This window comes from Providencia sp. PROV080, assembly GCF_033688105.1.
GTDB lineage: Bacteria > Pseudomonadota > Gammaproteobacteria > Enterobacterales > Enterobacteriaceae > Providencia > Providencia zhejiangensis.
In genome coordinates this window covers 1794177-1807098 of the sequence record NZ_CP096346.1, presented here as the reverse complement: position 1 = coordinate 1807098, position 12922 = coordinate 1794177, and the positions used below count along the sequence as shown (strand labels likewise).

12 protein-coding genes are annotated in these 12922 nt (G+C 35.8%); 6 read left to right on the top strand and 6 right to left on the bottom strand.

From position 1 onward, the window contains the following. Nucleotides 1-2: 2 nt before the first annotated feature. Complete coding sequence (locus tag M1F03_RS07855; RefSeq protein WP_251465278.1) at nucleotides 3-1679, bottom strand: ShlB/FhaC/HecB family hemolysin secretion/activation protein; 1677 nt, start codon at nucleotides 1677-1679, stop codon at nucleotides 3-5. Between the two features lie 664 nt (nucleotides 1680-2343). Here M1F03_RS07855 and M1F03_RS07850 point away from each other — a divergent pair. Continuing rightward, nucleotides 2344-2886, top strand: a complete 543-nt coding sequence (locus tag M1F03_RS07850; RefSeq protein WP_163861059.1) for an RNA 2'-phosphotransferase — start codon at nucleotides 2344-2346, stop codon at nucleotides 2884-2886. Nucleotides 2887-2889: 3 nt separating this feature from the next. Here M1F03_RS07850 and M1F03_RS07845 read toward each other — a convergent pair whose 3' ends face one another. Next, the gene (locus M1F03_RS07845) at nucleotides 2890-3186 is read right to left on the bottom strand and encodes an SMI1/KNR4 family protein (RefSeq protein WP_251463967.1); all 297 of its coding nucleotides are present in this window, start codon (nucleotides 3184-3186) and stop codon (nucleotides 2890-2892) included. A gap of 117 nt (nucleotides 3187-3303) precedes the next feature. Continuing rightward, nucleotides 3304-3504: a hypothetical protein gene (locus tag M1F03_RS07840; protein ID WP_251463965.1), complete on the bottom strand. Its 201-nt coding sequence runs from the start codon at nucleotides 3502-3504 to the stop codon at nucleotides 3304-3306. 263 nt (nucleotides 3505-3767) lie between these two features. Between M1F03_RS07840 and M1F03_RS07835 the strand changes: the two genes are divergently transcribed. After that, nucleotides 3768-4106 (top strand): hypothetical protein, encoded by a 339-nt coding sequence (locus M1F03_RS07835; protein ID WP_154624808.1) that lies wholly within the window; start codon nucleotides 3768-3770, stop codon nucleotides 4104-4106. A gap of 115 nt (nucleotides 4107-4221) precedes the next feature. On the opposite strand, the gene M1F03_RS07830 is transcribed toward M1F03_RS07835, so the two are convergent. Further along, nucleotides 4222-4824: a DJ-1/PfpI family protein gene (locus M1F03_RS07830; RefSeq protein ID WP_154624807.1), complete on the bottom strand. Its 603-nt coding sequence runs from the start codon at nucleotides 4822-4824 to the stop codon at nucleotides 4222-4224. A 293-nt stretch (nucleotides 4825-5117) separates the two neighbouring features. Further along, nucleotides 5118-5624: an AAA family ATPase gene (locus M1F03_RS07825; RefSeq protein WP_163861055.1), complete on the bottom strand. Its 507-nt coding sequence runs from the start codon at nucleotides 5622-5624 to the stop codon at nucleotides 5118-5120. Between the two features lie 871 nt (nucleotides 5625-6495). Here M1F03_RS07825 and M1F03_RS07820 point away from each other — a divergent pair. The 4 genes from M1F03_RS07820 (at nucleotide 6496) to M1F03_RS07805 (ending at nucleotide 12071) form a co-directional block, all read left to right on the top strand. After that, nucleotides 6496-7728, top strand: a complete 1233-nt coding sequence (locus M1F03_RS07820) for a YjgN family protein (protein ID WP_154635758.1) — start codon at nucleotides 6496-6498, stop codon at nucleotides 7726-7728. Beyond that, nucleotides 7725-8765: a M48 family metallopeptidase gene (locus tag M1F03_RS07815; RefSeq protein ID WP_318840117.1), complete on the top strand. Its 1041-nt coding sequence runs from the start codon at nucleotides 7725-7727 to the stop codon at nucleotides 8763-8765. The genes M1F03_RS07820 and M1F03_RS07815 overlap by 4 nt, the downstream gene beginning before the upstream one ends. An 853-nt stretch (nucleotides 8766-9618) precedes the next feature. After that, nucleotides 9619-10284, top strand: coding sequence for a hypothetical protein (locus M1F03_RS07810; RefSeq protein WP_251463959.1), 666 nt, complete (start codon nucleotides 9619-9621; stop codon nucleotides 10282-10284). Nucleotides 10285-10757: 473 nt separating this feature from the next. Beyond that, entirely contained in the window at nucleotides 10758-12071 is a 1314-nt protein-coding gene (locus M1F03_RS07805; protein ID WP_272661226.1) for an NAD(P)/FAD-dependent oxidoreductase, read from the top strand. A gap of 126 nt (nucleotides 12072-12197) precedes the next feature. On the opposite strand, the gene M1F03_RS07800 is transcribed toward M1F03_RS07805, so the two are convergent. Then, a complete protein-coding gene (locus tag M1F03_RS07800; protein WP_251463956.1) occupies nucleotides 12198-12917 on the bottom strand; it encodes a hypothetical protein in 720 nt (239 codons plus the stop codon). Nucleotides 12918-12922 lie beyond the last annotated feature (5 nt).

The window sequence follows — 12922 nt, the reverse complement described above, 5'->3', positions numbered from 1 at the left end:
CCTTAATAATTCCAGTTTACAGAGAAAGCAAAAGTAGCAGGATCGGTTCTAAAACCATCCGGTTTAGAGAAAGGCGTACCGAGTGATAAGTCATAGCTCAAATTAGCTGGATTAATCGCTCCGCGTAAACCGACAACACCACCAGCAAGATGAGTCCCTAAATTCATGTCTGCCCAGCGCCCACTGATTTTGCCGTAGTCTGCACCAACATAGAGCTCTTGAGCTGAGATAGGGAGTGCCCATGACAAGGTATTGCGAAGTGTCCACCCCTCATCGGCACTGAGAGTACGCTCGCCATCGAACCCTCGCACCGTCCAGCGGTTACCAATACTGAATTGATCTTGAGGCGTTAATGGTCTGTCACTGATCTGACGTGAGTATTGTGTGTCGAAACGCAAAGACTGTTCTGCCAAAGTAAAAGGTATGCTCGCCGATGCATGAAACTGCATCACAATCGCTAGCGCTGTCGCATAATCTTGGGAATCTTTACGACGAAACTCTTCAAACGCTGGCATGGCCCCAAACCAACGTGTGCCATGTTGATAACTTGCACCCAAGTTAATGGTTGATTGCCCTATATATTGGCGATGGTTTAGCCCTAACTTCCACGCCGTCGTTCGACGTTTTTGGTTGCCAATTTCAGTTTCACCCACAAAGTTGCGCGTCTCACGTAAATTAACATCATAGGTCGCGGTGGTTTTCGCTGTGGCATCACGGTAAAGTACATTACTCAGTTGCAAATTCAGGCTTTTACTTTTACCGCGATATTTTATATCGCTGTTCGCACCCGCGATAGTTTGGGTATATTCATAATCACTCGCGGTGGTAGCAAACTGCCAATAACCAAACGGTACCGAGTAGTGTGCACTGTAGTTAGTGGTGTCTTTATCACTGGAGAAGCTTAAATCGCGTGTGGCGGTAAGGTAAAAAAGATCACTGAGTGATGTTGGATTATCCAATGCTATCATCACACCCGCTTGATTTTTACCCGTACTTTTTGAACCTGTATTGTCAACCCAAGCTCCCGCATGCCAATAACGTGATTGTTCGCGCTTAATCACAATTTGGGTTTCACCCGGACCATCACCTGGCACCATTTCCATTGAAGCTTGTACGGTTGGTAGGCGCTGTAGATTTTCGAGGCCTTGCTCAATATCTCGCAAATCCAATAAAGTACCTGAATGGGCTGGCATTGCAGTATATAGCGTGCTGTATTGTGATGAATCATCGGTAAAAACAACTTTTTGTACTTTACCTGGCATGACAACTAACCGGAGAACACCCGTTGATAAATCTTGCTCAGGAACCAGCACCCGACTGGTAATCCAACCATGGCTAATCAACCTATTTTGCATATCCGTCACTAAATGGTTAATCCCTTGCACACCGATGCAATGCCCGACGGCTTGATTTGCTAAGCGCTGAACGGGTACCCAATGAGGTAAGGCCTCTTGTCCACTAACAACAACCTGTTCGATTAAAAAACATGGTGTTTCATTTGGAAATTGCAATTGGCTTTTTGCAATGGGCACAGACAAGCTCACATTCGGGGCTTTAGCATCAAATTGTTGTTGTTGTGCTTGTTGTTGCTGAGTTTGTTGCTGAAACAACGTATCGGTATTCTCAGGTCGAAGAATGGAGGCACTTGCTAGTAAAGGCGATAATGTCATAACCGACATAAAGCTATACAAATAGGTGAGCGTGGATTTTAATTGCATTACGTGTATTTGTTGTTTTGACTAAGTTAAATATCAAGACAAAAAATGACATAATTTTACATAAATAACAATTAGACATATTTCATTTTTTAACAAATCTTGAAGTTGGTAACCAGTACGATTCTGTTCCATAAACCCACACGATGTTTTTCGCCGTAACGAAAAATACCAGGTGCGACTTCAAAATCCATATAAATGCATTTAGGAGCTAAATTGAAACTCATGAATTAACAAAAAATATCCTTTATTATCAATAAGGTTAATAGTTAAATTCGAAACCTGTAGGGTTATGGTGAGCTAAACCAAGCTATTCCCACTTAAACAAAAACCTCATCAAGCCAATCTCAGTAACTCTTCATGCTATACCAAACGAAACACAGCTAAATTGACATAACCTATTTTTAAGAGAGAGTATTGGTGGTACCCTCATTCGCCAAGCCGGACAGTTGATTATGCAGCTGGCTGAGGGGGAAAGAAGAGACTAAGGAAAGCCTAGTGTGGTGCTAAGATCTCTTTTTAGTTCACCATTGATCATATTTATAAAATGTTGGTGGAACTGAACCTAGTCCAATGGTGTTCACCACTATCTATTTCACAGTGTCCGACGTTGCTTGAGGCTATTATTGTGAGTAAAAACAACACAAATATCAGTAAGTTTTTAAGTTATATATTACGTCACCAACCAGAGACCATTGGCCTATCTTTAGATAAAGAAGGGTGGGCAGTCATAGATGATCTTATCCTTTGTTCTGCTAAAAAAGGATATGTGCTCGATTATACTCTTATTCGTAATATCGTTGATAATAATGATAAAAAGCGCTTTACAATCTCAGATGATGGATTACGTCTTAGAGCCTCACAAGGGCATTCCTCGCAACAAGTGAATATTGATTATAAAGAAAAAGTCCCTCCACGCTTTTTATACCATGGAACAACTAAACGATTTTTACCAACAATCAGAGAACAAGGTTTATTCCCTATGTCACGACAGTATGTTCATCTTTCATTAGATGAACATACTGCAATTTTGGTAGGGCAACGTCATGGAAAACCAGTGCTACTAAAAATAAGAGCGCTACACATGTACGAACAGGGCTTTAAATTCTATCAGGCTGATAATGGCGTCTGGTTATCTGAACAAGTACCTCCTGAATTTATTCAAGAATAGTGACTATTCATCATTTGCCAGCTCTGCTTTATAGCGTTCTGAGTCGAGACGAGCTATTTTCAGCCATTCAGTAAAGTTATCTGTGTATCCCCTATCTTCCCAGCCTGCCGAGGCGAAGGCATGAACATAGAATACTTTTGGGTCTCCTGATGTATTGTCACCGTCAAAACAAACAATATCATCTGAGTAACTCCAGTTAGCAAAAGGAATTAGTCGCCTTTCTGGATAGAGTTCTCTGACTTTCTCACACCAAAAATCAACATAATGTGAAGAGTAACAAAACAGCCACCACGGTTCCAAGTTCTCTAATTCCGTTCTTGATACATAATTGATAAAGCTTTCAGGGAAAAAAATCCTGAGTATAAATAATTTTGGTACATCATAGTTCTATCAATCATTTACCTTTGCCTGTTATTCCTAGTGAATCATTTGACCATAAGGATTATTTTCACTGAATCTATCGCTTTGATCGCTAACTCTTCCTGTGATAGCTTCACCCCATGTTGTTGTAGAGCCTAAGCGACCAGAATCAAACATATCTTTTGGTAATAGATCATTGAGGTTTCTAACATTAGCTTCAACTTTAATACCAGTACCTCTAGCAGCTTTTAAATACATTTGTAAGCTCTCTTCTCTTTTTCATCTTTAAATTACTGAGTAGCTCATGCTGACTCCTCAACTACTTTATATGCTCGCTATACGCAAGGGGCTAGCAATGAATCTAGCAACTGTTATGGCTATTAAGTTTTGCACCTATGATATTAAAATGCCACCATGATGAACGTTGTGATTAATTATTTTCTACAATAAAAAAAATCTCACTAGGTGAATGTTATTAATATATCATTATCTAAAATGTAAATTGAACAAGAGCCTCGCCGATGCGCAATAAACACATTGACCAAAGCTATATGGAAAAATTTCTCAGAATACAGAGCGAGGTGATAACCCCTTATTTAAGACAAATCATGCACCCAGCCGAATTAAAGTCAATATTCTGTATTTATGAAATGATTGAGCAATGTGAGAATATATATACCTATCTAGTTAACGGTAATACGGTTGTTATATTTGAAATCTCTCGCGTAGATCAGTCTATAACTCATGATCGAACTGTGTCTATTCGTAATTACGCTCAAGAATCAAAAGGGAGACAATGGCATAGATACGTTAGAGAGTTACAGGCATTTTCTGAGCGAGAAGATTCACAAGTGAAATAAAAAAGGCCACACAATGGCCTGTACCCTTTACGTTAAATTAAAAGCATCCAACTTTTTGGGGCAAATCAAATGCGCCCTATTCTATATTTTAAATACTCACAAACGTAAAATGACACTATATTTTGGCTTCTGCGATCGCATCTACAATCATTTTTTCATATAACTCGTGTTGGTTTGCGGGGAGTATCTGGCGATGCATTTCTCGGCGTTTATTACTATCAAAAAGCTTTTCTGCAATCCATCCCGTTAAATATAATGCCGATAAACAACCACCAGCAGTACCAATATTACCACGAATAACAAGAGGCTTATCTTCAACATCTGCCCCCATGCTTATCAATGCATTTTTTGCATCTGGGTGTGTCGTCGCTTGGGTATTATCCAATAGGCCAAGTTGATGCAAAATAAAGGAACCTGCACAAATAGAACCAATAATTTGTCGCTGACTATCAAGCTTAAAAGATCGCATAAAATCTTCATCTGCAAGGGCATTAGGAATACCTTGCTGGCCACTACTAAATAAAACAACATCAGCTTGATTTGCTAATGAGACATGTCCATCCGTGTCGACTTTTTGCCCAAGCGTCGAGGTGTGATAAGGCTTGGTTCCCAAAACACTGACATTCCAGTCCTCACGACAACGACCAAAAATATCCCGCATCAAAAAATAATCAATATCCGTAAACTCATCGAAAATAACAATCGCGACATTAAACATTCTGACCTCTTACTCAATAATTACCTATTTCCATAATAATATTTTATGTCGCAAAAAAAAGTAGATGCTAAACGTAGAGCATTTTTGGATACGCTGATATTCATTTCCTTTTTATGACGAATATTCAGAATAACCAAGCATGTGCTCTAGACTCGCATAACGCATCCTAATTCACACTGTACACTAATACATACGTTATGTGATTATACGGAACTACTGAAGAGTTGAGCTTATAAGGACCACTTAAAGGTTACTATTTGCAACATAGGAAATGACATTATTCCCCTTTCATACTATGCAGTTTCAATAAAATGTTTGTTAATTGCCAGTGAGCACTGGTTGATATCATTCACTTCAACCACTTTTTGAAGTAGTGATTGATTTGAATTAAAAAAGATATCTAGCTTGTTATCAAATTTCTTTGCAAAACGAAGCAATTCAATTGTGTTTAGCAACGTTTCCTTAGGTTTTTGTCTTGCGATTCTTGCTAATAGAAACCGCTTTATTATTCTGAACGCACATACCCTATATGGGGTCTTTAATCTGATAATCAAAGAACACTCTTCAAAGAATGGAGTCATTCGCCGGTCATAAGCCCCTTCAACTATCCAACCTCCTTGAGATTTTATGTCAGAAATCAGTGAATTCATCACTTCCTGAGTATTCTTAATGTATTCTCCGTTGCTTTTATCCCAGTACACATCATCATACGCATATGCGGGTGTATTAAATTTAATTGATAATTTTTTAGCTAATGTTGTTTTACCTGCACCGGAAATACCAATAATACAAACCTTCACTAAAACCTCACTAACTCATAGTAAATCACAAAACAACAAAGCCTATCTAAGGGCTCGTTATATCCATTTAACTAAAAAGATATAAATTACCTTACAACGTTCGGATGTTTCTTGCTGCTAACTGAATTGACATTTTGAATGGTGAATAAAATTAACCATAATTAATATCTTCTAGTCTAAATAACCTATATCTATTTTTCATGATTCATTAGCTAAGTAACATCAATACAAATCTTCTATCTCTATAAGAGATATCCTTTGTATCTGGTAGCCACTGTACAACCTCTTATTCTATTTCCTTAGATAAATGGAGAGTGACAAGTATCCATATTAAACCAACATAATCGATAAATCAAAAATGCTATTGTCGCCAAATATAAAAGAAATACTTATAGTATCGGTACCCTCTATATCTAAAAAGAACACATTCTATTTCATGACAAAACTCATCAAATCCAGATGTGTTTCACATAAAGTATGAGCAATACCGTGTATTCACTCAAAATAGGATAATTCTTGAATTCACTATTTTACCCTATTAATGTCAATAAAATAACCATAAATTATCCTTTTATGAAGATAACCCTCCACATGATGATTTATTTATATTGAGTTTCACTTAATAATAATTTAGATTAAGTCACAAAATTTGTGATTGGTAAAATTGGGAATTTACACCTTTAACGAATAAACTGTTGAGTCATATTTAGCTTACTGTGTTTTATACTGAAAATTCATTACCACTATTATTTTCATCTAAATATACATCACTATGCGTTATATCTCATTAGTTTCAACCTAATTGTCTGCGTGTAAGTTACTTTTTACTCCTCAAGCGTGCTATAAATAAAACATAAATAGAGTGATCTTTATGGAAAATGTAACAAAAAACCTTTTGAATATTGATATTGAAAAGGAAGATATGCGTAGTCAAGTCCATCATGTTAAATTTCATGGTGATAATACTGAGTATTTCTTTATATGGATAGTGAATGTTTTATTGACGATACTCACTCTAGGTATCTATTCAGCGTGGGCCACCGTCAGAACCCGACGCTACTTCTTAGGTAACACTGAGATTAATGGCTCACGCCTTGAATATCATGCTTCACCTGTAAGTATTCTAATATCTAGGATTATTATATTTTTCTGTTTTGCATTATATTTAGTCGTTAACTATATTTACCTACCAATAGCATATGTTATTCTGTTTTTGTTTTGCTTGATGCTACCTTACTTTATTATTCGCTCATGCCGTTTCCATGCCATTATGACAAGCTATAGAAATGTAAGATTTAATTTTCTCGGTAGCTATAAAAAAGGGTATTGGCACTTTTTCATTCTTCCACTCTTACTTTTATTAGTTGGCGCGGGTGTTTCTTTCTTGATAGGAAATATTATAAGTTTAATCATTATATTTAATTCATCGAATAGCTATGACCATTTAAATTATAGTAAATATTTAATCGGCACATACGTTACTTTATTTTTAATCGTTATCTCTATATATGTAGTTTCCGCAATAAGAACAAAACAATTGTATGAGTATTTTGCCAATAACTTTTACTTTGGAAAATCCGCATTTAAGCTACAAATGAATTATCGAGCAGTTGCTAAAATTTATAGTATCGCGTTTTTAATACTGCTCCCTTTCATCATCTTAAGCGGGTTTAGCATCATCTCTATAGCAGAGGCCATTGCAATATACAAAAACAGCGCCAGCGAATCGGAAATGCCTATTTTCATGTTTTTATTCATATATCTGTACTTTTACGTGGGGTTGTTACTCTCTTATAGTTACATTCACCTCATGATGAGACGTGAGTTTTTCAATAAATTAGAGTTCAGTAACGAGCTAAAATTTAGCTCATCCATAACCTATTTTTCTTATCTTATTCTACTGTTCTCTAATAGTCTTATTATTATATTTACGCTAGGGCTAGCGACACCGATTGCTCAAATTCGCTATGCACGATATTTCGCCATAAATACTAAAATTACAGGTGATATGTCTCTAGAAAATGAACTCGCTCATGATGAGACTGATGCCAATTCTTTTCATGATGAAACGCTTGATTCCTTCGACTTTGGATTATCGTTGTGAACATAGCGGGTGAATATACTTATAATAAAAAGGCACTGAAACACAGTACCTTTATTGAGTTAGATAATGATAAGCATCAAATCATCCTTCATGTAAACGATGAAGTTAAAACATATTCATATCAAGATATTCGTTTATCAGAGCCGCTAGGATCACTACCAGACTCTATCTATTTTTCTGATGGTGGATGCTTTATCTGTGAAAAAGAGCAAAAGTTACGTAACAAGCTTGTTTTGAAAAAAAGCAAACTCCATTTTGGTGTTATTCACTTTTTAGAACGCTATAAAATGGCTAGCCTTTATTTACTCGCCTGTATTATTCCTATGGTATATCTCTTTTTCCAATTCTTTCTGCCATCAATGGCATCGGTTATTGCTAAAGAGACGCCTGTTCAAATTCAAAAGGACCTTGGTCAAGAAACACTTGTCCTGTTAGATAAAAGTGTACTTGAACCAAGTAAATTGCCATTAAAAAAGCAGCGAGAACTTAAAGCCCTATTTGACAGAATTACGCCTAAAGAATTTAATCACTATCAGTTAAAGCCACAGCTTATTTTTAGAGACTATCCGAAACAAGCCAACGCCTTAACATTAACTGACGGTACAATTATTATTACTGATGAGCTAGTTAACTTAATTGAAAATGAAAATGAACTCGTTTCCGTTTTATTGCATGAAATGGGGCACCATTATCATCATCACATAATGAACTCTTTAGTGAATTCGTCATCGTTAAAATTTTTCAGCATGTGGATACTGCGTAAATCATCGGGAATTGAAGAGATATTGTTAAATTCAGGTAATCAATTAATGGCATTGAACTACTCTCGAGATATGGAATTAGAAGCTGACCAATTTGCCATTGAGCATATGTTAAAACAAGAACGGCCATTAGAGATGATGGAGTCAATATTTATAAAGTTGGCTAACATATCACCTGAAATGAATAGTAAGTTATTAAGTACCCATCCTCTATGGAAAGAGCGCTTAAATATGATAAATGCGTCTAAAACCAATAATGAGAGTGAAAAACACTAATAACCTCCCTTGATTAATCACTAAATAGAGAATTCCCACTAAGATAGGGATTCTCTATTGCCCTATTGGCAAAGAAACCAGCAGATACCTGATGATTAATGGAAGATTTATACATTCGCTAGAGACAGTATTTATGAAAATACTATGCCTCGTTTTATGACTCTGTGACCACACGAGTACTCTCTGTTTTCTGTGAAATTAAGTTTTCTTCTCTATCAAAAAGTAAATTTATGTTATATCTATGAGCTTTAAATCTTATTTATCCTCATAATTATGCTATTAGTCTCCATCATATATCATCGTTAGCACAAGATGCTATTATGCAAGATTAGATGAAATACGTATCCGTGCCATTTAATCAAAACAAAAATAGTTGGTTAAATGGAATCTTGACTTACTCCCCGATACTCGGCTTTAAATCAAAATACGAGTGAAGATTGATTTGCATTTAGTAGCCTCGCCGACTTGTCATGATTGAATAAGCTGCCGCCTACAGTGCCAATCATCGTTGCCCTATTGTGTAGGCTTTTAGCTGCTGTATGGATAGTATGAGTTCTTTACAACATGATCATCCATAAAGCGATGTTTTATGTTTAAGACCCTAACGCGACTTAAACTGGCTAAAGCCATAATAAAAATACTGCGGTGCGACCTATTCTATATTTTAAATACTCACAATTACATTTAGACACTTTTTAAATATCAATAAGTCATTGATAGTTAATTAAATAGTCATGATTATGGCCAATGATATGAAATTACTTTTATAGAACATTTTTATATTTAATTTGATTTTCCCTTAATTGTATAACATGATGTAATTAAATAATATTTCTCTCATTGGACTATGAAAATGTCTTTTTTAGAATCATCATTTAAATACATTACAGACAGTAAGAATATAAAATTAATAGTGATTGTAGCAATTTTAAGTTGCGTAGGGTCATACTTTGCTATCGATGAACTGATTATTAAAGAGAAAGTTTCCCGTATAGAAGAGTTAAATAAAGATAAAAATCATTTGGCTAGTCAATTAAAAGACATTCAAAATCGCTTAGAAAAACAAATCGATAGCGAAGACTCTAGGTTAGAAAAAAACGTAGCTAATGTTAAAGCTTTATATAATGAAGTCATTACAGATTTAAACCGAAAGAATAATCAATTAATGCAAGAGAGGGATACTCTTATTTCACAGTTAGCACAAAATGCACATACTACGCAATTAGAAATCAATAAAAGAAATAATGAAAACATTCTTGCGCTCAGACAGACACTAAATTCCGTTGAAAAAAATATCCATACCCTTTATCTGACTCATTCTAGATTAAGCTCAGAATATGGATATTCACAGAAGGAGTGCGAAAAAAGAGGGAGTGATTTTTACGGTAATATTTGTGAGCAATCATCTAAGTATAAAGCTGAATTAGACTCACTGGGAGAACAAATTAAATCTCAAGAGCAACGTCGAAAGTTTATTCAAGAAGAAATATTATCTATTCAACGAGAGGCAATAAATTAGTCAATAACGATAATATATCATATTAAAAATTATTATAGCTTTATTTCCAGATGAAATATAACCTATCAGGGAATAAAGTTTATTTTAATTTAACTGATAATAAATAATTTTAGTTATCAAAATATGACTTACCGGCTACTCTACTGGGTAGAGAATGTCTGATAATGCAGGTGTCATCTACTTGCCTTATTATCATTGGATGAAATATCGAGTTATAACCAGTTGTTCGTTGTTGATACACGATCGATGTGACACGTTCGTCATAGATACCATTCATTAAAGCGATACGATTTTCTTTGCTGACAGATTATCCTAATAGCGCCTTTGCCTTATTTCAAGTTGAGTTTTCTTCACTATCAAAAAATCAGATTTACGCTATAGTCATGATCTTTCGGTGTTATTTAATCTTTTGATTATGATTTAAACACGTCCATATCAGCTATATCAATATCAGATACTATTAGGCAAAATCGATGAAATACGCTTCAGTGCCATTTAATCAAAATAAAAATGGTTGGTTAAAAGAAGGTTTAGTGATCAATACCTACCCTACTCTAAATAACGATACTGATGCAGATTGGGTCGTTGTTGGTTCAGGCTATGCAGGTCTCTCTTTTGCTAGAAGGCTCGCGCAAAATAACCCGAGCCTAAATATTATTCTGATTGATTCAGCAACCGCGGTTGACAGCTCATCGGCAAGGAACTCCGGATTTATTATTGGATTGCCTCATAATATTGGTAGCTCGACTGCTGAATTAAAAAAGGCACAATTTTATCGTTCATTACTTGAAGAAGGTATAAATCAACTCACTGCATTAATAGCGCAATTTAATATCGAGTGTGATTGGGAAAATGTAGGCAAATATCACTGCCAAGTCGATACCAAAAACCAACGTGTGTTGCAGGAATATGTTGAGAACCTTAATCTTATGCATGAGTCTTATCAACTCTTAGATAAAGACGCTCTGTATCAAAAGCTCGGTACGCATTTTTACAATAAAGGCATTTATACGCCTAATTCAATTTTGGTCAATCCTGCCAGCCTCGTGGTCGGCCTAGCAAATAGCCTTCCGAAAAATATCACCGTTTATAATAATACCCCTGTCATGGCGGTTCACACAGCGAAAGTACATACGATTTTTACGCCCTACGGTAATATTCGGACGCCCAATATCATGCTAGCCACCAATGCACTTTCTCGCGAATTGAGACCTATAGCGAATTACCAAGCCGCTATGGCAACGTTTGCAAGCATTAGTGCGCCACTGACCCTTGAGCAGAGACAGAGATTACCTGCAATGAATAGTTGGGGATTAACACCTGTGAATGCTATTGCAGGCGCGACCTTACGTTATACTCAAGATCACCGTTTATTAATTCGTCAACATGTTACCCCTGCTTTAAAAGGCCGTATAACAGCCGAACAAACCTATCAAGTGACGCAACAACACAAGCAGCTCTTTAATAGAATTTATCCGCAATTATCAGATGTACCACTGGTTAATACTTGGTCTGGTACCATTAGTGTCACCCGCAATGGAGCACCTGTTTGGGGGAAATTAATGCATGGGGTTTATAGTGCCGGAGGCTGTAATGGTGCAGGTATATCTAAACAAACGATAGCAGGTACATTACTCGCTGATTATGCTTTAGGCATTGAGCATCCTTTAATTGAAGCCATGAATGCACTTGGTAAGGCAAATTACCTTCCCCCATCCCCCATTTTAGACATTGCAATTAGTACATCTTTAATGAAAGAAAGGTACCTTGGTAGACGTGAAATATAACAATAATGTCGTTATAAATAATCACATACGCCATACCGTTTATAGAGGCTATTAGGATAGCCTCATAAGATAATCTTATTGGGTTATCTCATAAGCTGAATAATATAAAGTATAGGATTTTTAATTTTATGTATTCAAAAAACCATTAAGATAATCTTTTAATTCATTAACAAGGTTTACTAAGCCATCAGAAGAGCTACCTTTAACCCTATATACATCAAAGCGTTTAATTATTTCCATTAAACTCTTAATCACCGTTATTATCATAGTAATCAATTCTTTTATTTTTAGAATTAATGATAGTAATTCATTTAACTTTTCTAAAAAATCGCTCAAACGTGAAATTTCTTTGTTAATACGTTCAGTCACTTCATCTAAAAAAGGCAAGAAGTGATTAACGTCCTTTACTTTATCAGTATAAACTGACATGAGTGATGCTTTTTGTAACACTAGGTTATTTAAATTATTTTCAAACCCTCCAATGGATTTTTGTATTTGCGCTTTATAGATTGATTGATGATTTATTTCATCATCAATAGCGATTGCCGAAAAACTGTTTCTTGTCTCTATTTCTAAGTGATTAGCCTTATCACATATCATGTTAATGCTAGCTAATACCGCATCCCCAAGTATCGAGTTTCTCTGTGTTTGTTGGAACATAGGTAGTAAGAGGTTCACATCAATAACGAGTGAGTTTATGACCGTATTCAATCTAAGCATGGCGTCATGGCTATATGCTAACACCTTCGTGGTATAATTTGTTTCTGAATCCGGTAACGTTGAGTTAATCGTGTTAATTTCTTGATAGCGTGTATCAATGTTTATTTTTGTTATTGCCGTTGACATAATGT

What these genes read in the sequence shown, in the direction of transcription:
- M1F03_RS07855 (WP_251465278.1), bottom strand. Translation starts at nt 1,679, where the DNA reads ATGTCGGTTATGACATTATCGCCTTTACTAGCAAGTGCCTCCATTCTT.
- M1F03_RS07840 (WP_251463965.1), bottom strand. Translation starts at nt 3,504, where the DNA reads ATGTATTTAAAAGCTGCTAGAGGTACTGGTATTAAAGTTGAAGCTAAT.
- M1F03_RS07835 (WP_154624808.1), top strand. Translation starts at nt 3,768, where the DNA reads ATGCGCAATAAACACATTGACCAAAGCTATATGGAAAAATTTCTCAGA.
- M1F03_RS07830 (WP_154624807.1), bottom strand. Translation starts at nt 4,824, where the DNA reads ATGTTTAATGTCGCGATTGTTATTTTCGATGAGTTTACGGATATTGAT.
- M1F03_RS07820 (WP_154635758.1), top strand. Translation starts at nt 6,496, where the DNA reads ATGGAAAATGTAACAAAAAACCTTTTGAATATTGATATTGAAAAGGAA.
- M1F03_RS07810 (WP_251463959.1), top strand. Translation starts at nt 9,619, where the DNA reads ATGTCTTTTTTAGAATCATCATTTAAATACATTACAGACAGTAAGAAT.
- M1F03_RS07805 (WP_272661226.1), top strand. Translation starts at nt 10,758, where the DNA reads ATGAAATACGCTTCAGTGCCATTTAATCAAAATAAAAATGGTTGGTTA.
- M1F03_RS07800 (WP_251463956.1), bottom strand. Translation starts at nt 12,917, where the DNA reads ATGTCAACGGCAATAACAAAAATAAACATTGATACACGCTATCAAGAA.